A 22,353-nucleotide genomic window follows, 5' to 3' on the forward strand; every position below is an offset into this window, starting at 1 on the left:
CGTTGCGCCACATAGGCGCATCGCCCCCCTCCAAAGGGGAAGGTCGCCCCTTCCAATCGGGCCGGGGTCACCATAGATCAACCGTTTGCGTTATTCGCAGGTCGTACGCACCCGCTCGCCGACGGAGCCACCTTCTGGCCGATGCAGTCTCGTTGCTTCGATCCAAGCGCCCACCGACGCGGTTAGGCCGCTGCATTGCCTCCTGCTGTGACAGGATCCAGACCGGCGGGGCGCGTTGAAGCGCGTCTGGCTGACAGCGCCGTGCACTCGCGCGTGAGGGCTGCTAGCACGTTGCAGGCCGCGACATGTGAAACTTCAGTCATCCATGCCGGCGCATTGTGAACAAGTCATCTTTCGTAGCGCTCTCTGATGCAGGATATATCTCCACCCTCATCGCCTCCGATGAGAATGCTGTTGGTAGAGGACGACGTAGCCTTCGGCGAGATCCTTGAAGCGCTCTTTCTTGATCATGGCTATGAGGTGCACTGGGCGCGAACGCTAGGGCACGCCATCCAGCTCAGCCATGCGAATGCGTTTGCAGCTGCCCTGCTGGATGTCCACGTGGGCAGTGAGCTCGTCTTCGAGTTGGCTGACCGACTTAAAACGTGTGCCGTTCCCTATGTGTTCATGTCCGGACCGTTCATAGAGCTGTTGCCTCGGCCGCACGATACTGTCCCGCTGGTGCGTAAGCCACTCAGACTCAAAGAACTTCTTTCCGCAGTTGAACGGCTTTCTGGCCGTCTCCCTTCTCCGGCGCCGTGAGCTGCGAAACCTGCGTCGTCACGCGCGCGCAGGTAAACTGGATACCCGGAAACAACCCGTACAACGCAGGAGCGGCATGGCGCTGCAAGCAATTGCCTACACAAGTCAGGCGATCCCCAATCTCGGTTCCTCCCGGGTGGACGAGCTGACGCTGCGCGCTGCTGCCCACAACCGCATTGCCGGTGTCACGGGTGTCATGCTCTTCGATGGCAGTCGATTTCTGCAGTACATAGAGGGGCCTGACGACGGTATGTCGGTCGTCTATGCCCGGATCGAATACTCCCGCAGTCATACCGGGATGGTTGAGCTGGCGCGCGGCCGCGTAGCTGAGCGCCAGTTCCCTTACTGGACCATGCGATGGATATCCGTGGCTGAGTCGGAGCTGCAGGCCACACTGATGAGCGATTGGCCCAGCCTTTCCAGTCGCGACCTTGCCGCCAGTCGCGGGCGCACCTCCACTGGCCTCGACCGCTTGGCTGAGCTAGCTGCGCCCTACATTGCCTGACCGGCAGACCTGTGACCAAGACGGCTTCGTTTACGTTCGTCCGTCCGAATCGGACCTGACTCGCCGCGATCGAGGGCGAACCTGCCCGTAATTTTACCGGCCCTTCTTCAGTAATTCCTCAGAGGTCGCGAAGCTTGCCGGCGGTCACGATGGAACATCGCGATCCTCGCAGGATTTCTTCGATGAACCGTACTGTCTGGCTCACCATGGCGGTCGTCGCGCCGCTCTTCCTGTCCAGCTGCGACCGCAGCGCGCCGGAAGCGGCGCCTGCTTCCGGCACGCCGCCAACCACCGCCAGTGGGCCATCGGCCACCGCGCCGGCGTACACGGACCAGGACATCAGCGATGCCTGGATCTACCTGCTCGGGCGGCTGCTGGTGCTGCGGCAGCAGAAGGCGGATCTGGCCGAGGGGATGAAGTGGAATGAATTCACCCACCGCAAGCCGGGGGCAGTCGAATGGCCCAACCCCAACCTGGACGTGGCCTATTCCGAGGCCTGGGTGGCACTGGACGAGAACAGCTGCACGCAGGTCACGGTTCCGAAGATCACGGGGCGCTACTACACCGTACAGTTCCTCAACGGCTGGGGCGAAACCCTGGCCAACATCAATGCGGAGACGCAGCCCGAGCGTGACTGGGGCGAGTTCGCTGTGTGCCTGGAAGGGGCAAGCGCAACCTTGCCCGAAGGCGTGGTCCGGGTGGATGTGCCGGCGCGTTACCTGCGGGTGCTGGCACGCGTGGAGCTCGGCGACGACTGGGAACAAGCGGTGGCGCTGCAGCACAAGTTCGCGCTGCGGGCGACCGGCACGCCTGCGGTTCCGACACTGCCCTCGATTCCGCCGTTCGATCCGCAGCACCTTCCCGGCGCGGAAGCGTTTGAAAATGCCGAGGCGGTGCTGGACAGCGAACGCGACCTCAACCCCGGCATGGAAACGGTAGCGGCGAAAGTGCGTGCCATTGCCCAGGGCATCCGATCCCCGGCGGAGCGGGCCCGGGTGGACCGGGTGGTGCGCGATAAGGCGCACGCCGACCTGGCCAAGGCTGCGCCGACCATCGGTCGCGGCACCCTGCAGAACGGCTGGGTGCGTCCTGCCGTGGCAGGTTCCTACGGTAACGACTGGCTGGGCCGGACGCTGATCAACCTGGGCGGTATCTGGGCCAACCGGCTTGATGGCGTGGTGTACTTCAAGGGAAGCCTGGATGGCACCAATACCCAGCTCAATGGCGATCACACGTACACACTGACCTTCCCGAAGGATGCCTTGCCGGCCAGCTTTGCCAGCTATTTCTGGTCGGTGATTGCGGTGGATCCGGTGTTCGCCCGGGTGCTGCCCAATCCGAAGAACCGGTTCCTGCTCAATCGCGAATCGGGGTTGAAGTACAACGCCGACGGATCGCTCACGCTTTACTTCGCGGCGGAAAGGCCTGCGGAAGCGCCCGACCCGAACTGGCTGCCCACGCCCAAGGGGCAGGACTATCGGTTGACGTTCCGCTTCTATGGGCCAAAGGGTGGCGTGGCCGATGGAAGCTACTATCCACCGCCGATGGTGCGTGTGGATCCGTAGCGAACGTACGCGCCCTGCACGCTGCCATCGCTGTGCATTGACGAACCGCCTGTCAGGGTGACTGCAACGCCACTGCGCAGGACGTTTTTCATGCTGAGCATCGATCATCGACTTGAGTTTCCCTGGCAGCCGGCAGCAGAGGTGCCCGCGCCCGATCCGGCCGTGGAGCCCCCGGCACCGCCGGTGGAGGCACCGCCATCGCAGGACCCTCCTGCCCAGGAACCACCTGGCGAGATACCGCCCGAGCGCGATCCACCCGCCGAACAGCCGCCGTTGGAAGCGCCGCCGCCGTCCAGAGCAGAGTGAGCAACCGCAGCAAGATCGTGCACCTGCTGGAATGCGCCGCGTAACACGCGGCGTTTTTCTTTTCTGCGGCGCAACCCGCGTGACGAAGCCATTGCGCCGCGAACACCGTGTCGAAACATCACGTTTGCGCCGCGCAGACATCGCTTAACACTTCGATTTTAAGGTCACGCCGACTTCATTGACGATGCGGAAAAGTGGATCCACCCCGACACGGGTCAACACGAATCCACTCCAGGAGCAGATATCAGTGAGCACCGAATCCAAGACCGCGCATACCCTCAACGACCTCATCGAGATTGCCCGTGATGGCCAGGACTTTTACACCGAGGCGGCCAAGAAGGTTGAGGATGCAGAGTTGTCCGCACTGTTCACCCGCATCGCGGGCGTGAAGTCGCAGATTGTCACGTCCCTGAGCAGCACCGTTGCCGCAACCGGCGCCAAGCCGGCAGAGCACGGCACCATGGTCGGCTCGATGCAGCAGTTCTACGGCAAGGTCCGTGCCACGCTGGGCGATACCCAGTACGGCTATGTTGCCGAGCTTGAGGAATCGGAAGATCGCCTGCTGAAGGCCTTCCGTGACACCCTCACCGACACCGACACCCCGCCGGCCGCCCGCGCGGAAGTGACCCGGCTGTTGCCGAGCGTTGAGGAAACCCACAACGTGATGCGCAACCGCAAGCATGCGATGAAGCACTGAACATCAAGCCATGAGGCTTGAAGCCGTGGCGGCGACGCTGGTCGCTGCCACCGTTCGCAGGCGCCCCGGTTCAGCCGGGGCGTCTGCGTATCAGCCGGGTCCGCGACTCCAGACACCGGCGTACGGCCCCACCCGATATGGTGCATACTCGGTCACAGGTACTGTCGGGATTACTCATGGAACACATGCGTTGGCTCACGCTTCGTCTTGGCAACAACCAGTCCATCGGCCCCGGCGTTCTGCGGGAACTGTGGTCCAATGCCTGCGAAACAAACCAGTCCTCGGTAACCCGCGATACCGACGGGCGGTCAACGGCTTATGCGCTCCATGCGCCAACGTCGCTGGCCTACCCGAAGCGCGCCGAACTGCGCATGCGCGAACTGCTGGAAAAAGCCGGTTACACCTTCACCATGGGCTCGCTGGCCGATCGGCCTGCGCCGCAGCCGGTGCGCTTCCGCTGAGCCAGGCTACGTTGCCTGGCGTGTGATCGGCAGTACGCGGCGCATGATGCGCACCGGCACCCCGGTGCGGTGCGTCTGCCGCTCTAGTGGTTCCCAGCCGAGCTTCGCATACAGGCCGCCATCATCGCGCTCGGTCTGCAGGAATACTTCACGCACGCTGTAGCCTTGTGCCTTCTGCATCAATGCGGCGATCAATTCGCTGGCAAGCTCTCGGCCACGATGCGACGGGCACACGAATACACCGCCCAGCCAGTGCAGCCGCTCGGGTCGCTCGGTGCGCTCATGGAATTTGAGCTGGGCGGCGGCGACCGGCAGATCCCTGTCCATCGTCATCAGCAGCATGGGCAGCTCATTGTCGTGCAGGAACACCTCCAGCCGCTGCTGTTCGTCTTCCAGCGTCCAGCCCGGCACGCGGCTACCCCAGGCGTCGAAGTACCAGCGGGCAACAACGGGCAACAGGTGCGGGGCATGGCTCAGGGCAAGAAACGGCATCGAGTACTCCCTGTACGGCGCGACGGTACTTCCCGTGACAACATCGACGTTATACCACTGGGGTATCAGCCTCCTGCCGTGACGCGTTGCAGGTTTTGAGAACCACGCGCAGACTTGCACTGTCGATCATTCCTCCGCTCACGATGTCTTCACCGTCCTTCAACCTCCGGTGCTATGGCCGCGCCTCAAGCGTGGACCGTCATGCATTCGCGCAATGGGTGCTGCCAGTGCAGGGTGAGTTGGCGTTCGAGCTTGAGGGGCGTTGCGTACGCCTGGATCGATTGCAGGGCGCGTTCGTGGCGCCAATGGCGGGGCATGCCCAGAGCGCCACGGATCACGACCGCTTTCTGATCGTGGACTGCCCGGCCTCGATATTCGACGCCGATACGCTCGCACGTCTGCATCGCCAGCCGGTACTGGCGCTTCCCGCAGAGGTGCGGGGAATGGCGCAGCGCGTGAATAGTACGCAACAGGAGCAGGTCGACGACGACACGGTGCGGCGCGAGTTGCCCCGGCTGCTGCAGGCGTTCTCGCTGGCCGGCAGTGCGACCCGCCTGCAGGCAGTGTGTGCGCGCATCGAGCACGCGCCTGGCGAGGCCTGGCCCGTGGAGCGCATCGCCGGTGAGGTGGGGGTCAGCAGCAGTCGCCTGCATGCTCTGTTCCGCCAGGCCTTTGGACTCAGCCCGCAGAACTGGCTCAGCGCCAGCCGGCTGCGCTGGGCACGCGGACGGCTGGCATCCAGCGATGCGTCCATCGCGCAGATTGCACAGCACGCTGGCTATTCCGAGCAGAGCGCGCTGACCCGTGCCCTGCGCCGGGAGTGGGGCATGACCCCGGGCGATTACCGGCGCCGCTACCGCTCCGCGCAGTAGATCCAGTCAAGACCGTCGGCGGCGTGGCGCCTACACTGGCGCGGTCTTTCCGTTACCTGGCGCGTAGCTGTTCATGAATCGTTCGATGGGCGTGGGCGTAGCCAATGGTGTCGCCGCCGGAGCGCTGTGGGGCGTGGTATTCCTGGCGCCTGCGGTGCTGGGCCATTTCACCGCCGTGCAGCTGTCGGCCGGACGCTACCTGGTGTATGGGCTCGTTGCCGTGCTGCTGCTGGCGCCGCGCTGGCGCCAGTTGCGCGGGCGGATCGGGATGGCCGAGTGGCGGGGGCTGCTGTGGCTCAGCCTGGCGGGCAACCTGGTGTACTTCGTGCTCCTGGCCCAGGCGGTGCAGTGGGCGGGTGGGGCGGCCGCTTCGTTGATTGTCGGGCTGATCCCCGTGGTGGTGACGGTGGCCGGGGCGCGCGAAGAAGGCGCGGTGCCACTGCGGCAGCTCTCGCCCGCATTGACCCTGTGTCTGTTCGGGGTGGGACTGGTGGGCTATGAGGCGCTGCAGTCCGAGCATGCACCAGGGTCGGCGAATCAACGCCTGCTGGGGTTGTTGTGTGCATTCGGCGCTCTGTTTTCATGGGCGTTGTATTCCATCGGCAACAGCCGCTGGCTGGCACGCCGCCCGGATATTTCAGGCCACGATTGGTCGCTGCTGACGGGCGTGGCAACCGGCGCGCTGGCGCTGCTGCTGGTACCCACTGCGTTTGTCCGCGCCGGCCCGTCCCACGCGCTGGGTGACTGGGCGTGGTTCTGGATCATCAGCGCGGGGGTGGCGGTGGTAGCTTCGGTGCTCGGCAACGCGTGCTGGAACCGGGCCAGTCGCAAGCTGCCGCTGACCTTGACCGGGCAGATGATCGTGTTCGAGACGCTGTTCGCGCTGCTGTATGGATTCGGCTGGCAGCGCCGCTGGCCTACGCTGATGGAATCACTGGCGATCGTCTGCCTGGTCGCCGGGGTGTTGCTGTGCGCGCACGCGCACCGGCCGCCGCCGATGGTGGCTGAACACGCCGGCTGATGTGGCTGCCTGGTCTGAATGGTCACATTCGCAACTTTTTGGCCGACGATGTCTGCCATTCATCGTGTTGCACTTTTTGCGGTGCACCACTTGACACGCACCCTCCCGGCGTAGTTTTCTTGGCCCATGGTCATCGCCGCTGCCCCTGACATGCTGCTCTCCACCGCCCTCATCGGCGGACTGCGCAGCGTTGCCCTGGCCGCCGGTACCACCACCATTACCACCGTCACCACTCGCCTGGTGCGGCCCGTCGTCTTCGCGTAGTTTCCGAAAACAACGGCCCCGCACCAGATCAGGTTGCGGGGGATCTCCTTCAGCCTGGATGACGCGGGGCCTCGAATCGAGGTCAGCATGTCTTCTGTCGCCGCTTCATCCAATGCCGCTGCATCGCCCGCATCTTCCTTGCCGCTGCGCGCGGCATCCTCGACGGTCGTGCACAAGTTCGGCGGCACCTCGGTGGCCGATGCCGACCGCTACCGCCATGTGGCCCAGCTGTTGCTGGCGCGCCCCGAGGCGGTGCAGGTCACCGTGGTGTCGGCCATGAAGGGTGTGACCGACGCGCTGATCGCGCTGGCCGGCGCGGCCGCGGACAACGCGCCACAGTGGCGCGACGATTGGCACGCCCTGCGCGCACGCCATCGCGGTGCCGCGGTGGCGCTGTTGGGCGAGCACGCAGGCGACACGGTGGAGTGGCTGGATGCACGCTTCGACCAGCTGGTGGAAGTACTGGGCGCGCTGGCGGTGATCGGTGAGCTGCCCGACGAGGTACTTGACCGCGTGCAGGGCCTGGGCGAAGTGTACTCGGCGCACCTGCTGGGCCACTACCTTCGCAGCATTGGCGAGGACTGCGCGGTGCTGGACGCACGCGAGGTGCTGGTGGTGGACCGCGGCGAACTGGGCGTGGACGTGGACTGGGTGCAGAGCGCGCAGCGGCTGGCCGCATGGCGGGAAGCACATGGCTCAGCGCGGGTGGTGGCCACTGGATTCGTGGCGCGCGACCGCCGTGGCCGGGTAACCACCCTCGGGCGCAATGGCAGCGACTATTCGGGTGCGATCTTTGCCGCACTCTTCAACGCCGACGAGCTGCATATCTGGACCGATGTGGACGGCGTGCTTTCGGCCGACCCGCGGGTGGTGCCCGAGGCGGTCCAGCTGGACGCGCTGAGTTACGATGAGGCCTGCGAACTGGCCTATTTCGGCGCCAAAGTGGTGCACCCGCAGACCATGTCGCCGGCCATCGAACGCGGCTTGCCGATCATCATCCGCAATACCTTCCACCCGGATCATCCCGGGACACGGATCACCGCCGAGCGCACCGCGTCCGGCCCGATCAAGGGGCTCACCCTGAGCCCGGAGCTGGCCCTGCTCAACCTGGAAGGCACCGGCCTGATCGGCGTTCCCGGCACGGCCGAGCGCGTCTTCGCCGCGTTGCGCAACGCGCACGTGTCGGTGGTGATGATCTCGCAGGGCTCATCCGAGCACTCGATCTGCTGCGTGGTGCGCCAGGCTGAAGCGCAGCGGGCGCGCGATGCCCTGCTGCACGCGTTCGCCCACGAACTCAGCCTGGGCCAGGTGCAACGCGTGCAGCTCACCGACAACGTGAGCGTACTGGCGGCGGTGGGCGATGGCATGGCCGGGCAGCCGGGCGTCGCGGCGCGCCTGTTCGAATCGCTGGGGCGTGCACAGGTGAACATCCTGGCCATCGCGCAGGGCTCGTCCGAACGCAACATCTCGGTGGCAGTGGACAGCCGCCAGGCGACCAAGGCACTGCGCGCGGCGCATGCGGGCTTCTGGCTGTCGCCGCAGACCTTCTCGGTGGGCGTGATCGGTCCCGGCAATGTGGGCGCGGCGTTGCTCGACCAGTTGCTGGTCGCGCAGCCCACCCTGCTGACGCGGGCCAACGTGGACCTGCGGGTGCGTGCGGTGGCATCGCGCAGCCGCATGCATCTGGATGCACGTGGGGTGCAGGGCGACTGGCGCGCTGCGTTGGCCACGCAGGCGCAGGCGACCGATCTGGACCAGTTCACCGGACACCTGCTGTCGGCACACCTGCCGCACGCGTTGATCGTCGATTGCAGCGGCAGCGCCGATGTCGCCGACCGCTATGCCGGCTGGCTGGCGGCCGGCATCCATGTGGTCACCCCCAACAAGCAGGCCGGCGCGGGTCCGTTGCCGCGGTATCACGCCATCCGCGAGGCCGCCGCTGCCAGCGGCGCGCGCTTCCGCTACGAAGCAACCGTGGGTGCCGGGTTGCCAGTGATCACCACGTTGCGCGACCTGGTCGATACCGGTGATGAAGTGCTGGCCGTCGATGGCATCTTCTCCGGTACGCTGGCCTGGCTGTTCAACAAGTACGACGGCCAGGTGCCGTTTTCCGAGCTGGTCGCGCAGGCGCGCGGCCTCGGCTACACCGAGCCCGACCCACGCGACGATCTGTCCGGCGTGGACGTCGCCCGCAAGCTGGTCATCCTGGCACGCGAGGCCGGTCGTGAGCTGAGCCTGGAACAGGTCAGCGTGGAAAGCCTCGTACCGGAGGCACTGCGCCAGGCCAGCGTGGACGACTTCATGAGCGGTCTGGCATCGGTCGATGACGTGTTCGCCGGACGGCTGGAACAGGCGCGTTCGCGCGGCGCGGTGCTGCGTTACGTAGCGCGCCTGTCAGCGGATGCCGCCCAGGTGGGCCTGGTGGAGCTGCCGGTCGGCCACGCGTTCGCCAACCTTCGCTTGACCGACAACGTGGTGCAGTTCACCACGCGTCGTTATTGCGAGAACCCTCTGGTGGTGCAGGGTCCTGGTGCGGGTCCGGAAGTGACCGCTGCGGGTGTGTTCGCCGACGTGCTGCGGGTCGCCGCCGGAGAGGGGGCGCGCCTGTGAGTACCAACGCAGCAGGGGAGGCGCGTGCATTCTCACCGGCGTCGGTGGGCAATGTCGCCGTAGGGTTCGACATCCTGGGCCATGCCATCGCGGGTGTGGGCGACACCGTGACCGTGCGCCGCACGGACGAGCAGGGCGTTCGGATTCTGGCGATCCGGGGCACCACGGTTGATCTGCCGCTGGAAGCTGCCGACAACACCGCCGGTGCGGCATTGCTGGCGATGATCGACACGCTTGCGTTGCCGTTCGGGTTCGAGCTGGAGATCGACAAAGGCATCGCGCTCGGTTCGGGCATGGGCGGTTCGGCGGCATCGTGCGTGGCCGCGCTGGTAGCCGCCAACGCGCTGCTGGATGCGCCGCTGCCGCGCGAAGCACTGTATCCATTCGCGCTGACGGGTGAGGCGGTGGCCAGTGGGGGCCGGCATGGGGACAATCTCGGGCCGATGCTGCTGGGTGGGCTGGTGCTCAGCACGGCGGACCGGCTGGTGCGCATTCCCGTGCCTGTCGAGTGGTACAGCCTGTTGGTGCATCCGGACGCCGTGCTGGAAACCCGTCGTGCGCGTGCCGCGCTGCAGGGCAGCTACCGACTTTCCGAATTCGTTACGCAAAGCGCGAACCTGGCGCTGGTATTGAGTGGCTGCTTCCGCAGTGATGCCGGGCTGGTACGCGCCGGCCTTCGCGACGTGCTGGTGGAACCGCGTCGTGCCGGCCTCATCGAGGGTTTCGCCGCGGCCCGCGAGGCTGCATTGGCGGCGAGTGCACTGGGTGCCAGCATCTCAGGGGCCGGCCCCAGCGTGTTTGCCTGGTTCGACAGCGAGGCAGCGGCGCACGCTGCCAAGCGTGCCGTGCAGGTTGCCTTTGCCGGTGCGGGCTTCGACAGCCAGGGCTGGGTATCGCCGTTGAACGCGCCCGGGGCGCAGCTGCTGTGACCGCAGCTTCCACTCTTCTGCCAGGATCTGCCATGGAATTCGTTTCGACCCGTCACGCCGCACCCGCATCCACCCTCAGCGCGGCTATCGCCGCCGGCCTTGCCCCGGATGGCGGGTTGTATGTCCCCCGGCAGCGACCGCAGCCGCAACGCTGGCTGGCACAGGGCAGCCTGGCGCGCAACGCCGAAGCGGTGCTGGCGCCGTTTTTCGCCGGCGACACGATCGCGCCGCATCTTGCCGCGCTGTGCGAGGAAGCCTTCGACTTCCCGGCCCCGCTGCGTGCACTGGCCACCCCGGGCGACCACGTGCTTGAGCTGTTCCATGGACCGACCGCAGCGTTCAAGGACTTTGGCGCGCGCTTCCTGGCGGCCAGCCTCGCTCGACTCCAGCGGGATCGTTCCCGCCCATTGACCATCGTGGTGGCCACCTCCGGCGACACCGGCGCAGCGGTCGCAGCGGCTTTCCATCGCCAGCCCGGTATACGCGTGGCAGTACTGTATCCCGACGGTCGCGTATCGCCGCGCCAGGCGCACCAGCTGGGCTGCTTCGGCGACAACATTCACGCGCTGCGGGTGGCCGGTTCGTTCGACGACTGCCAGGCGATGGTGAAGCAGGCCCTGAGCGACCGCGAGCTGCAGGCAGAGGTGCCCTTGAGCTCGGCCAACAGCATCAGCCTTGGCCGGTGGCTGCCGCAGATGAGCTACTACACCGACGCGGCGCTGACCCACCACAAGGCGACCGGCGAGGTACTGAACCTGGTGGTGCCCACCGGTAACCTCGGTAACGCGATGGCCGCAGTGCTGGCACGCGCGATGGGTGTACCACTGGGCCAGATCGCACTGGCCACCAATGCCAATGATGTGTTGCCGCGCTTCTTCCGCGGTGGTGCGTACCGGCCGCAGCACAGCGTGGCGACACTGGCCAACGCGATGGATGTCGGCGCACCCAGCAATTTCGAACGCTTGCGCTGGCTGTATGCGGAAGACGACGACGCACTGCGCGCGGCGTTCCGCGTCGAGGCGGTGGACGATACGGCGATCCGCGACCTGATCGCGCGGCGGCACGCGGCATTCGGCGAGGTCTTCTGCCCGCACACCGCCACGGCGGTGAAGCTGCTTGAACAGCTGCGTGCCGAAGGGGTGCAGGGCGATTGGGCAGTAGCCGCAACCGCGCACCCGGCCAAATTCGAAACGGTGGTGGAACCGCTGATCGGCGGCCCCATCGAGGTACCGCCCGCCCTGTCCGCGCTGCTGGATCGCCCCGCCCGCGCCGAACCCTGCCCACCGCATTACACGGCACTGCGCGAATTCCTGCTTTCCTGATGTATCCAGATCCCAGCCCGGCGCGCAGCCTCGGAAACCGGGCTGTTTCGGCGGATGCACACCCGACCGGAGTTCAGCGGTGATTGAAGCCGCCCCTCAGACCCCGCACAGCTCCCGCAACCCGGCTTCGTCCAGAATCTCGACGGTGTTCAGGTGGGGCAGGGCAATCAGGCCCTGCTGCCGCAGCTTGGTGAACGTGCGGCTCACCGTTTCCATGGTCAGGCCAAGATGGTCGGCGATGTCGCTGCGCCCCATCGGCAGCATCACGCGCAGGCCGTTGCCGCCCAGGCGTGCTTCACGCGCGGCCAGTCGCAGCAGGAAATCGGCCAGCTTCTCGGCCGGCTGCAGGCGGCCCAGTGCCAGAGCGGCATCGGCCGCCTCATCCAGCGCCTGGCAGGCACGCTGCAGCAGCTTGCGCTCCAGGTGTGGGTAGCGTGCGCGCAGGTCCTTCATCGGGGCCAGACCCACGCGGCAGACCCGGCTGTCGGCAATGGCTTCGATGTCGTAGCGGTGATTGTCGCTGCCGGTCAGCCCGAGATAATCGCCGGGGAGCACGAAGCCGCTGATCTGGCGGCGCCCATCGGCCAGGGTGCGGACCAGCCGCAGCGCGCCTTCGGTCAAGGTATAGACATGTTGGCGGGCCTCGCCGGCGCGGGCCAGGGTGGCGCCCAGCGGCAGCGGCTGCGATACCGTGACCCGCTCCAGGGCCTGCACCTCGTCCGGCGACAGCGCCGAACATACCGCCAGGTGGCGCACCGAGCAGTGCAGGCAGTCGCGCAGCGGCGCGCAGCCCGGTGCGGGATCTTCTACAGCGGCAACAGCGGTTCCGGAGGGGGGCCGGGTCATGTCGAACCAGGGAGCGGGGCCTGCCCATCATACGTCATGCGGCGGTCGGCCCGGCTCCGGCTAGAATATGCAGCTCGTTCTTCCCCAAGTTCCCCCGCAGGAGTCCCGCAAGTGATCAAGCCCCGTACGCCGCCCGGCATCATGGAACTGCTGCCGCGCGAGCAGATCGCGTTCCAGCGCATGCTGGACGTCATCCGCCGCAATTACGAGCGGTTCGGGTTCCTGCCGGTGGAAACCCCGGTGTTCGAGCTGTCGGACGTGCTGCTGACCAAGTCGGGTGGCGAGACCGAGCGCCAGGTCTATTTCGTGCAGTCGACCGGCGCGCTGGCCAATGCGGCCGAAGCGGGTGACAAGAGCCTGCCGGAGCTGGCGCTGCGCTTCGACCTGACCGTGCCGCTGGCACGCTATGTGGCCGAGCACGAACACGACCTGACTTTCCCGTTCCGTCGTTACCAGATGCAGCGCGTGTACCGCGGCGAGCGCGCCCAGCGCGGCCGTTTCCGCGAGTTCTACCAGTGCGACATCGACGTGATCGGCAAGGACAGCCTGAGCACGCGCTATGACGCCGAAGTCCTGGCGGTGATCCATGCGGTGTTTGCGGAGCTGCGCATCGGCGATTTCTCGGTGCAGCTGAACAACCGCAAGCTGATGCGCGGTTTCTTCGAAAGCCTGGGCGTGGCCGACGGCGAGCGCCAGATGGCGGTACTGCGCGAGGTCGACAAGCTGGACAAGCGCGGTCCGGACTACGTGCGCGACACGCTGACCGGCGAAGGCTTCGCGATCCCGGCCGAGCAGGTGGACCGGATCCTGGCCTTTGTGGCGGTTCGCTCGAGCAGCCACGCCGATGCACTGGCGCAGCTGGATGCACTCGTGGCTGATGGTACTGCCAGCGAGACGCTGAAGCTCGGCGTGGCCGAGCTGCGCGAGGTGCTGCAGCTGGTGAAGGCGCTGGGCGTGCCGGAAACGGCGTACTGCCTGAACTTCTCGATCGCGCGCGGCCTGGACTACTACACCGGCACGGTGTACGAAACCACGCTGACCGACCACCCGCAGATTGGTTCGATCTGTTCGGGCGGCCGCTACGAGGACCTGGCCAGCCACTACAGCAAGTCCAAGCTGCCAGGCGTGGGCATCTCCATCGGCCTGACCCGCCTGTTCTGGCAGCTGCGCGAGGCGGGGCTGATCGCGGGCATCGAAGACAGCAGCGTGCATGCGCTGGTGGCGCTGATGGACGACAACGGCCTGGCCGATTCGCTGGATATCGCCCGTCGCCTGCGCATAGGCGGGATCAACGCGGAAGTGCAGATGGAGCCGAAGAAGATCGGCAAGCAGTTCCAGTACGCCGCCAAGGCCGGCATCCGCTTCGTGGTGCTGGCCGGTGAAGACGAGCTGGCACGCGGCGTGGTGGCGGTGAAGGATCTGCTGCGCGAGCAGCAGTTCGACGTTGCCCGCGATGAGCTGGCGAGTGCATTGCTGGTGGAGCTGGAGCAGACGCGCGCGATGGCGTGAGGTTCTCTGCTGTCTGATGACAACAACGGCACCTTTGGGTGCCGTTGTTGTTTTTGGGCGTCTGATTGCGTGGTTTCACTGTGCACCCGGCGTTGCCGGGTGCTTCATGCATTCGTGCGTAAAGCCCGTTATCACCCGATCCCTGGTTTGGCGGGACGGTGCGGGTCTGCGGGACACGCCGTGAATCCGTCCTTGGAGGCTTGGCAAAAACATCCCTGTTTTTGACAGTCCCGCAAACCCGCCCCGTCCCACCTTCGACGGGTGGTTGGTGGCCAGGGGTAACAGCTAAAGCGTCTTCGCTTCGGGGTCATGCGTTACAGCGTGAGGATGGTTTCCGGGCAGTCGTCTGGCGACCGACCCGACCGCTGTGTTTCACTGCGTTTCGGACGTTATGGCTGGCACCGGTAGGGTCGGTCGGCAGACGACTGCACTGAACAATCCAGCGCCCGGTAACGCAGTGAAAACATCGAACCCGGCCGTTGATCTCCCTTGGCCACCAACCCGCCGGCCCAGCTCAGGCCATGCGAAGACTACCAGCTGTTCGCCCAGAACCATCGCCAGCCGGGCAGTGCCCGGCGACAGACCGCGATGCGGGGTTCTCCTGTGAACAAAGGCCTGAACCTGAACGGAGGGATCAGAGACCTCAGGTGGATTTGGCTTCAGCCCGCTTTTGCGCTAATGTAATAGCACGCTATTACATTGATACGATGAAAATACGCCCTGTCCCCCGTGAGAAAGACCCCCAGTCCGACCTGGACAGCCTGGCCGGCGCATTTGCCGGCCTGTCCAGCGCCGAGCAGGTCACTGCGTTCCTGCGCGATCTGTGCACCCCGGCCGAGCTGGAGGCGCTGTCCGACCGCTGGAAGGTGGTGCCGCTGCTGCGGCAGGGCGTGCCGTATCGCGAAATCCATGAATTGACCGGTGTCAGCGTGACCACCACCGGGCGCGTGGCGCGCTCGCTGGACCATGGCCACGGCGGTTATGCCGCCGCCATTGCCGCGACCGCCACGCCTGCATCCCCAGAATCCGAGTAGAGACTTCCCCATGAGTGCAACCCAGACCGCCCCGGCACGTGACCGGCTGCGTATTGCCATCCAGAAGAGCGGACGCCTGGCCGAACCGGCGCGCAGCCTCCTGACCGCCTGCGGGCTGAGCTGGCGGCAGAGCCGCGACAAGCTGTTCTGCTATGGCGAATCGCTGCCGGTGGACCTGCTGCTGGTGCGCGATGACGATATTCCCGGCCTGATCGCCGATGGCGTCTGCGATTTCGGCATCGTTGGCCGCAATGAACTGGACGAGCAGGGCGCCGCGCGCCGCCGCATTGGCCTGCCCGATGCCTACCAGGCGCTGCGCGGGCTGAACTTCGGACAGTGCCGGTTGATGCTGGCCGTGCCCGAGGAATGGGACTGGCAGGGCGTGCAGCAGCTGGTCGGCAAGCGCATCGCCACCAGCTACCCGGCGATCCTGGCCGACTGGCTGGCCGAGCGCGGCGTGGATGCCCAGGTGGTGGAGCTGTCCGGTTCGGTGGAAATCGCCCCCCGCCTCGGTACCGCCGACCTGATCTGCGATCTGGTCTCCAGCGGTGCCACCCTGGCCGCCAACCAGCTCAAGCCGGTGGAAACGCTGCTGGAAAGCGAAGCCGTGCTGGCCGGCCCGGTGAAAACCCCCGACGACGCCCGCGCTGGCCTGATGGCCATGCTGCTGCGCCGCCTCGACGGCGTGGTGAAGCTGCAGGACAGCAAGCTGCTGATGTTCCGCGCCGAACTGGACCGCGTCTCCGAACTCGCCCGTTTGTTGCCCGATGCCGACCCGCTGGTGCAGTTGCCCGATGACGGCGGCCGCCTGCGTTTGCAGACCATGTGCCACGGCGCATTGACCTGGCAGCGGTTGGAAGAGCTGGAGCGCGCAGGCGCCCAGGGTTTGATGGTCTTGAGCGTGGAGCGGTCGCTGGCATGAATCGTCTGCAATGGTCCCAGTTGAGCGACGCCGAGCAGGCACAGGCGCTGCAGCGCCCGGTGCAGGCCGTGGCCACGCGTACCCGCGAATCGGTGGCCGCGTTGATCGCGGCCGTGCGCGACGATGGCGATGCCGCGCTGCGCGAGATCAGCCTGCGCTTCGATGGCGTGGCCCCGGCCTCGTTTGAAGTGAACGACGAAGAGTTCGCTGCCGCCGAACGCGCGGTACCGGCCGAACTCCGCCAGGCGATGACCGAGGCGGCCCAGCGCATCCGCCTGTTCCACAAGGCCGGCATGAGCCAGGGCTACGCGGTGGAAACCGCGCCGGGCGTGCGCTGCGAACGCATGGTGCGACCGATTGGGCGCGTCGGCCTGTATGTGCCGGCGGGCAGCGCACCTCTGCCTTCCACCGCATTGATGCTGGGCGTGCCGGCGCAGCTGGCCGGCTGCCGCGAAGTGGTGCTGTGCACGCCGCCGCGCCGCGACGGCAGCGCCGATCCAGCCGTGCTGGTGGCCGCGCGCCTGACCGGCGTGCACCGGGTGTTCAAGCTGGGCGGTGCGCAGGCGATTGCGGCCATGGCCTACGGTACGGCCAGCGTGCCGTCCTGCGACAAGCTCTATGGCCCGGGCAACAGCTACGTGACCGAAGCCAAGCAGCAGGTTGCCCAGGACGGCGCGGCGGCCATCGACATGCCGGCCGGACCTTCGGAAGTACTGGTGATTGCCGATGCCGGCGCGAACCCCGCCTTCGTCGCCGCCGATCTGCTTTCGCAGGCCGAACACGGCCCGGATTCGCAGGTGCTGCTGCTCACTGATGATGCCGGCATGCTGGCGAGGGTTGAGGCGCAGGTGCAGGCGCAGCTGGCGCTGCTGTCGCGCGCCGACATCGCCGCGCAGGCGCTGCAGTCCTCGCGCCTGATCCTGGTCGATTCGCTGGTGCAGGCATTCCAGATCAGCAACCGCTATGCGCCTGAACACCTGATCCTTGCACTGCGCGAGCCACGCGACTGGCTGGCGCAGGTGGAGGCGGCCGGTTCGGTGTTCCTTGGCGACTACACCCCGGAAGCGCTGGGCGATTACTGCAGCGGCACCAACCATGTGCTGCCGACCGCCGGTGCCGCGCGCGCCTACAGCGGGGTCAGCGTGGCCAGCTTCCAGAACATGATCAGCGTACAGGCCGCAAGCGCACAGGGCATCGCCGCCATCGGCAACTGCGCTCGCGTGCTGGCGCGTGCTGAAGGCCTGGACGCGCACGAGAACGCAGTGGCGCTGCGCATGGAGGCGGCCGCATGAGCGCCGGTACCGTGCTCGATCTGGTACGCAGCGACCTGCGCGCGTTCACCGGGTATTCCTCGGCACGCAGCAGCGCGCTGGTGGGAGACGTATGGCTCAACGCCAATGAAGCGGCCTGGGCCAATCCTGCCGACGCGCAGGGAGTTGCCCGGCGCTATCCCGAACCGCAACCCGCAACGCTGCGCGCGCGGTTGGCGGGGCTGTATGGCTGCTCCCCCGACCAGCTGTTGATCGGCCGGGGCAGCGATGAGGCCATCGACCTGCTGGTGCGTGCACTGTGCGACCCCGGCCGCGACGCCGTGCTGGTGACCCCGCCGGTGTTCGGCATGTATGCGGTGTGCGCGCGTCTGCAGAATGCACCGCTGGTGGAAGTGCCGTTGCGGGATGCAGGCGATGCACTGGAGGCGGACATCGACGCGATCATCGGCGCCGCGCTGGCTGGGAATGCCAAGCTTGTTTTCCTGTGCACGCCCTCAAATCCGGCCGGCAGCACGATTTCCCTGGACGACATCGAACGTGTCGCCCGGGCACTGCAGGGAAGGGCGCTGGTAGTCGTGGATGAGGCATACGGTGAGTACGCGGAGCAGACCTCGGCGACCAGCTTGCTGGCGCACCGTGACAACGTGGCCGTCCTGCGCACCTTGTCCAAGGCACACGCCCTGGCCGCCGCACGGATCGGCAGCCTGATCGCCGCCCCGGCGTTGATCCAGACGCTGCGCCGTTGTCAGGCCCCGTATCCGGTCCCCGCACCGTGCACTGCACTGGCCGTGGCCGCGCTGGAGCCGGCAGCGCTTGAAATCACCACGTCGCGCGTAGCCCAGGTCAAGACCGAACGCACCCGCCTGGCGGCTGGCCTGCAGCAGGCCCCCGGCGTGCTCCGCGTCTACCCGTCGCAGGGCAACTACCTACTGGTCCGTTTCAGTGACGCGCAAGCTGCGTTCGAAGCGCTGCTCGCCGCTGGCGTGGTGGTGCGCGACCAGCGCGCCGCGCCGCAACTGCACGATGCGCTGCGCATCACCATTGGCAGCCCGGAGGAGAATGACCGTGTGCTCCAGGTACTCAACGCCCGGAGGGCCGCCGCATGACCCCCATCCTGTTCGTCGACCGCGATGGCACCCTGATAGAGGAACCAGCTGATTTCCAGATCGACGCCTACGAGAAGATCCGCTTCGTGCGCGATGTGATCCCGGCGATGCTCAAGCTGCGCGATGCCGGCTACCAGTTCGTCATCGTCAGCAATCAGGACGGGTTGGGCAGCGAAGGCTACCCGCAGGCGTCATTCGACGGTCCCAACGACCTGATGCTGCAGATCTTCGAAAGCCAGGGCATCGTGTTTCGTGACGTGCTGATCGACGGCACCTGGCCGCACGACAACGCGCCCACGCGCAAGCCGGGCATCGGCATGATGCTGCCGTACCTGCAGGACCGCAACATCGACTGGGCACGCTCGGGCATGGTCGGTGACCGCCCGACCGACATCCAGTTCGCGCAGAACATGAACATCCGTGGCTTCCAGCTGCGCACCGAACAGTTTGGTGGCGAGTGGGACTGGAATGGCATCGCCCATGAACTTGCCGATGCGCCGCGCCGCGCCACCGTACAGCGCAACACCAGGGAAACCCGCATCCGGGTCGAGGTCGACCTGGACCGCACCGCCGAACCACAGACCCACACCGGGCTGCCGTTCTTCGACCACATGCTGGAGCAGATCGGCAAGCACGGCGGTTTCGCGCTCAGCGTGCAGGCGGAAGGCGACCTGCACATCGACGAGCACCACACCATCGAAGATACCGGGCTTGCCTTGGGTCAGGCCCTGCGCGAAGCACTGGGCGACAAGCGCGGGATCGGCCGCTACGGCTTCACCCTGCCGATGGACGAGACCCTGGCCAGCGCTGCGCTGGATTTCAGCGGCCGCCCGTACTTCGTGTTTGAAGGCGAGTTCAAGCGCGAGCGCGTGGGCGACATGCCGACCGAGCTGGTGCCGCACTTCTTCCGCTCGCTGTGCGATGCCTCGGGCCTGAACCTGCACCTGAGCGTGCGCGGCGACAACGATCACCACAAGGTCGAAGCGTGCTTCAAGGCCCTGGCCCGTGCGCTGCGCCAGGCGCTGCCGCGCCAGGGCACGGCGCTGCCCAGCACCAAGGGGGCGCTGTGACCGACGTTGCCCTCATCGATGCCGGCGGCGCCAATCTCGGTTCGGTGCGCTATGCACTGGAACGACTGGGTGCACGCGTGCAGCTGGTGCGCGACGCAGCCGGGCTGCGCGGCGCTTCACGGGTGATCCTGCCGGGTGTTGGCGCTGCGCCCCACGGCATGGCACGCCTGCATGCGCAGGGCCTGGTGCAGCCGTTGCGTGAGCTGCAGGTGCCGCTGCTGGGCATCTGCCTGGGCATGCAGCTGCTGTTCGAACACTCCGAAGAGGGCAACGTGGAGTGCCTTGGCCTGCTGCCCGGCGTGGTCCGCCACCTGCACCCAGCCACCGGGATCCGCGTTCCGCACATGGGCTGGAACCGGCTGCTTCCGCTGCGCCAGGCTGCGCTGATGGACGGCGTGGCCGACCGCGCCAGCGCCTACTTCGTGCACAGCTACGCCGCTCCCTTGAACGAGCACACCGTGGCCGCCTGCGACCACGGCGGCCTGTTCGCGGCGGTGGTGCAGCGCGGCCGCCACAGCGGCGCACAGTTCCACCCCGAGCGTTCCGCCGCCACCGGCGCGCGGATCCTGCGCAACTTCCTCGAGAACGAACCCGCATGAGTTTCACCGTCTATCCCGCGTTGGACATCCGCGAAGGGCGCGTGGTGCGCCTGGTGCAGGGCGACTACGCCCAGCAGACCACCTATGGCGATGACCCGCTGCCACGTGCCAACGCGTTCGCCGCAGCGGGCGCGATCTGGATGCACCTGGTCGACCTGGACGCCGCGCGCGCCGGGGGCTACACCCTGGCCCCGCTGCTGAGCGCGATTGCCAGCCAAAGCGGCCTGAAGGTGCAGACCGGTGGCGGCATCCGCCACCGCGATGACGTGGCCCGGTTACTGGACGCCGGCGCGGCGCGGGTGGTGGTGGGTTCGTTGTCGGTACGCGAGCCGGACACCGTGATCGGCTGGCTGCAGGAGTTCGGCGCCGACCGCCTGACCGTCGCACTCGACGCGCGCCGGGCCGAGGACGGCCGCTGGCTGCTGCCGGTGCATGGCTGGACTGAAACCGCCGACGTTACCCTGGACGCGCTGGCCCAACGTTACGCGCAGGCCGGCATGCGCCACCTGCTGTGCACCGACATCGCCCGCGACGGCATGCTGTCCGGGCCCAATATCGATCTGTACCGGCACCTGTCCGGGCTGTTGCCGGGTGTGGCGGTGCAGGCGTCGGGTGGCGTGCGCAGCGCCGCTGATGTGGCCGAGGCCAAGGCGGTCGGCTGCGGCGGCGCGATCCTCGGCAAGGCGCTGCTGGAAGGCCGCATGACCCTGCAGGAGGCCCTGGCATGTTGAGCCGCCGGTTGATTCCGTGCCTGGACGTGCGCGATGGCCGCGTGGTCAAGGGCGTGCGCTTCCGCGACCACGTGGACATGGGCGACATCGCCGAGCTGGCGTTGCGCTACCGCGATCAGGGCGCCGACGAGCTGGTGTTCTACGACATCGGCGCCAGCCCGGAAGGGCGCGCGGTGGACGTGGGCTGGATCGAGCGCATTGCGCGGTTGATCGACATCCCGTTCTGCGTGGCCGGTGGCATCAGCGATGTGGAGACCGCCCGCCGGGTGCTGTACGCCGGCGCGGACAAGATCTCGATCAACTCGCCGGCGCTCGGCCGCCCCGCGCTGATCGAAGAGCTGGCCGATGCCTTCGGCGTGCAGTGCGTGGTGGTCGGTATTGATTCGGTGCGCGAGCCGGATGGTGAATGGCGCGTTCGCCGTTTCAGTGGCGATCCGGACAAGACCGAGGCGGTGCCGGTGCGGACCCTGGACTGGCTGGTGGAAGCCCAGCGCCGCGGGGCCGGCGAGATCGTGCTCAACTGCATGGACAGCGATGGAGTGCGTCGCGGTTATGACGTGGTCCAGCTGCGCCAGGCGCGCGCGTTGTGCAACGTGCCGTTGATTGCCTCCGGCGGTGCCGGCGCCATGCAGCATTTCGCCGATGTGTTCGACCAGGCCGATGTCGACGGTGCGCTGGCCGCCAGCGTTTTCCACAGTGGCGCCATTGCCATTCCCGCGCTCAAGCAGTTCCTGCGCGAGCATCAGATCGAGGTTCGTGATGTCTATTGAAGTGTTGCCCTCCCGGGAGTCGCTGCAACAGCTGGATTGGGCCAAGGGCGATGGTCTGCTGCCGGTGGTGGTACAGCATGCCGACACGCTGGCGGTCCTCATGCTGGGCTACGCCAGCGCCGAATCGCTGGCGCTGACCCTGGAAAGCGGGCACATGACCTTTTACAGCCGCAGCAGGCAGCGGCTGTGGACCAAGGGCGAATTGTCCGGCAACGTGCTGGCGGTGGTCGCGGTACGCGTTGACTGCGACGCCGACACGCTGCTGGTGAGCGCGCGCCCGGCCGGCCCGACCTGCCATACCGGCAGCGAGAGCTGCTTCACCGAAGCGCCCGGCAATTTCCTTGGCCGGCTGGATGCGCTGGTGCGCGAGCGTGAACAGCAGCGCCCAGCCAACAGCTACACCACCTCCCTGTTCGACCAGGGCCTGCGCCGGATCGCGCAGAAGGTCGGCGAGGAGGGCGTGGAAACCGCATTGGCAGGCGTGGTCCAGGACGATGACGCGCTGCTGGGCGAATCGGCCGACCTGCTGTTCCACCTGACCGTGCTGCTGCGCGCCCGTGGTCTGTCGCTGCAGGATGCTGTGGACGTACTGAAGGCCCGACACGCCGGGTGAGCCCGGCATTTAACGTCGTTGAAACGGGCCACAGGCGATCATGTGCAGCTTACACTCGCACACCTCCCACGGAACG

Annotated in this window: 22 protein-coding genes; 20 read left to right on the forward strand and 2 right to left on the reverse strand. The window is 66.8% G+C overall.

Features of this window, described 5'->3' with window-relative positions; all coding sequences use genetic code 11:
* The first annotated feature begins 408 nt into the window (after positions 1–408).
* The 5 genes from ACGFZ3_RS04545 (at position 409) to ACGFZ3_RS04565 (ending at position 4,296) form a co-directional block, all read left to right on the forward strand.
* Positions 409–762, forward strand: coding sequence for a hypothetical protein (locus tag ACGFZ3_RS04545; protein ID WP_392916961.1), 354 nt, complete (start codon positions 409–411; stop codon positions 760–762).
* Between the two features lie 76 nt (positions 763–838).
* Positions 839–1,267, forward strand: a complete 429-nt coding sequence (locus tag ACGFZ3_RS04550; protein ID WP_392916964.1) for a BLUF domain-containing protein — start codon at positions 839–841, stop codon at positions 1,265–1,267.
* 182 nt (positions 1,268–1,449) lie between these two features.
* Positions 1,450–2,832 carry a DUF1214 domain-containing protein gene (locus tag ACGFZ3_RS04555; RefSeq protein WP_392916967.1) on the forward strand — a complete coding sequence of 461 codons (1,383 nt, stop codon included), beginning with the start codon at positions 1,450–1,452 and terminating at the stop codon, positions 2,830–2,832.
* Positions 2,833–3,385: 553 nt separating this feature from the next.
* Positions 3,386–3,835 carry a PA2169 family four-helix-bundle protein gene (locus tag ACGFZ3_RS04560; protein WP_392916970.1) on the forward strand — a complete coding sequence of 150 codons (450 nt, stop codon included), beginning with the start codon at positions 3,386–3,388 and terminating at the stop codon, positions 3,833–3,835.
* A 176-nt stretch (positions 3,836–4,011) separates the two neighbouring features.
* Complete coding sequence (locus ACGFZ3_RS04565; protein WP_392916972.1) at positions 4,012–4,296, forward strand: hypothetical protein; 285 nt, start codon at positions 4,012–4,014, stop codon at positions 4,294–4,296.
* Positions 4,297–4,302: 6 nt separating this feature from the next.
* Here ACGFZ3_RS04565 and ACGFZ3_RS04570 read toward each other — a convergent pair whose 3' ends face one another.
* Positions 4,303–4,788 (reverse strand): GNAT family N-acetyltransferase, encoded by a 486-nt coding sequence (locus tag ACGFZ3_RS04570; RefSeq protein WP_392916975.1) that lies wholly within the window; start codon positions 4,786–4,788, stop codon positions 4,303–4,305.
* A gap of 143 nt (positions 4,789–4,931) precedes the next feature.
* On the opposite strand from ACGFZ3_RS04570, the gene ACGFZ3_RS04575 reads away from it, so the two are divergent.
* The 5 genes from ACGFZ3_RS04575 to thrC all read left to right on the forward strand — a co-directional run bounded on the left by ACGFZ3_RS04575 (position 4,932) and on the right by thrC (position 11,806).
* Positions 4,932–5,660, forward strand: coding sequence for a helix-turn-helix domain-containing protein (locus tag ACGFZ3_RS04575; protein WP_392916979.1), 729 nt, complete (start codon positions 4,932–4,934; stop codon positions 5,658–5,660).
* Between the two features lie 73 nt (positions 5,661–5,733).
* Positions 5,734–6,681: a DMT family transporter gene (locus tag ACGFZ3_RS04580; protein ID WP_392916982.1), complete on the forward strand. Its 948-nt coding sequence runs from the start codon at positions 5,734–5,736 to the stop codon at positions 6,679–6,681.
* Between the two features lie 351 nt (positions 6,682–7,032).
* Positions 7,033–9,555: a bifunctional aspartate kinase/homoserine dehydrogenase I gene (gene thrA / locus ACGFZ3_RS04585; protein WP_392916985.1), complete on the forward strand. Its 2,523-nt coding sequence runs from the start codon at positions 7,033–7,035 to the stop codon at positions 9,553–9,555.
* The gene (locus tag ACGFZ3_RS04590; RefSeq protein ID WP_392916988.1) at positions 9,552–10,484 is read left to right on the forward strand and encodes a homoserine kinase; all 933 of its coding nucleotides are present in this window, start codon (positions 9,552–9,554) and stop codon (positions 10,482–10,484) included. Before thrA ends, ACGFZ3_RS04590 begins: the two co-directional genes overlap by 4 nt.
* A 32-nt stretch (positions 10,485–10,516) precedes the next feature.
* Entirely contained in the window at positions 10,517–11,806 is a 1,290-nt protein-coding gene (gene thrC / locus ACGFZ3_RS04595; RefSeq protein ID WP_392916991.1) for a threonine synthase, read from the forward strand.
* 96 nt (positions 11,807–11,902) lie between these two features.
* Here the strand turns inward: thrC and ACGFZ3_RS04600 are convergent, their stop codons facing one another.
* On the reverse strand, positions 11,903–12,652 hold the full coding sequence (locus ACGFZ3_RS04600) for a Crp/Fnr family transcriptional regulator (protein WP_392916993.1): 750 nt from the start codon (positions 12,650–12,652) through the stop codon (positions 11,903–11,905).
* Between the two features lie 111 nt (positions 12,653–12,763).
* On the opposite strand from ACGFZ3_RS04600, the gene hisS reads away from it, so the two are divergent.
* From hisS to hisIE, 10 genes are all read left to right on the forward strand, one after another.
* Positions 12,764–14,161 carry a histidine--tRNA ligase gene (gene hisS, locus ACGFZ3_RS04605; protein WP_392916996.1) on the forward strand — a complete coding sequence of 466 codons (1,398 nt, stop codon included), beginning with the start codon at positions 12,764–12,766 and terminating at the stop codon, positions 14,159–14,161.
* A gap of 707 nt (positions 14,162–14,868) precedes the next feature.
* Positions 14,869–15,195, forward strand: a complete 327-nt coding sequence (locus ACGFZ3_RS04610; RefSeq protein ID WP_392916999.1) for a YerC/YecD family TrpR-related protein — start codon at positions 14,869–14,871, stop codon at positions 15,193–15,195.
* Between the two features lie 10 nt (positions 15,196–15,205).
* Positions 15,206–16,117, forward strand: a complete 912-nt coding sequence (hisG, locus tag ACGFZ3_RS04615) for an ATP phosphoribosyltransferase (RefSeq protein WP_392917002.1) — start codon at positions 15,206–15,208, stop codon at positions 16,115–16,117.
* The gene (gene hisD, locus ACGFZ3_RS04620) at positions 16,114–17,409 is read left to right on the forward strand and encodes a histidinol dehydrogenase (RefSeq protein WP_392917005.1); all 1,296 of its coding nucleotides are present in this window, start codon (positions 16,114–16,116) and stop codon (positions 17,407–17,409) included. Before hisG ends, hisD begins: the two co-directional genes overlap by 4 nt.
* On the forward strand, positions 17,406–18,494 hold the full coding sequence (gene hisC / locus ACGFZ3_RS04625; RefSeq protein WP_392917008.1) for a histidinol-phosphate transaminase: 1,089 nt from the start codon (positions 17,406–17,408) through the stop codon (positions 18,492–18,494). Before hisD ends, hisC begins: the two co-directional genes overlap by 4 nt.
* Complete coding sequence (gene hisB / locus ACGFZ3_RS04630) at positions 18,491–19,564, forward strand: bifunctional histidinol-phosphatase/imidazoleglycerol-phosphate dehydratase HisB (protein ID WP_392917011.1); 1,074 nt, start codon at positions 18,491–18,493, stop codon at positions 19,562–19,564. The genes hisC and hisB overlap by 4 nt, the downstream gene beginning before the upstream one ends.
* The gene (hisH, locus tag ACGFZ3_RS04635; RefSeq protein WP_093534481.1) at positions 19,561–20,163 is read left to right on the forward strand and encodes an imidazole glycerol phosphate synthase subunit HisH; all 603 of its coding nucleotides are present in this window, start codon (positions 19,561–19,563) and stop codon (positions 20,161–20,163) included. The genes hisB and hisH overlap by 4 nt, the downstream gene beginning before the upstream one ends.
* Positions 20,160–20,894, forward strand: coding sequence for a 1-(5-phosphoribosyl)-5-[(5-phosphoribosylamino)methylideneamino]imidazole-4-carboxamide isomerase (gene hisA, locus ACGFZ3_RS04640; RefSeq protein ID WP_392917015.1), 735 nt, complete (start codon positions 20,160–20,162; stop codon positions 20,892–20,894). Before hisH ends, hisA begins: the two co-directional genes overlap by 4 nt.
* Entirely contained in the window at positions 20,888–21,664 is a 777-nt protein-coding gene (gene hisF / locus ACGFZ3_RS04645) for an imidazole glycerol phosphate synthase subunit HisF (RefSeq protein WP_392917018.1), read from the forward strand. The genes hisA and hisF overlap by 7 nt, the downstream gene beginning before the upstream one ends.
* Positions 21,654–22,277: a bifunctional phosphoribosyl-AMP cyclohydrolase/phosphoribosyl-ATP diphosphatase HisIE gene (gene hisIE, locus ACGFZ3_RS04650; RefSeq protein WP_392917020.1), complete on the forward strand. Its 624-nt coding sequence runs from the start codon at positions 21,654–21,656 to the stop codon at positions 22,275–22,277. Before hisF ends, hisIE begins: the two co-directional genes overlap by 11 nt.
* Positions 22,278–22,353: the final 76 nt, after the last annotated feature.

The sequence above is a fragment of the Stenotrophomonas sp. NPDC047960 genome, from assembly GCF_043204395.1.
GTDB lineage: Bacteria > Pseudomonadota > Gammaproteobacteria > Xanthomonadales > Xanthomonadaceae > Stenotrophomonas.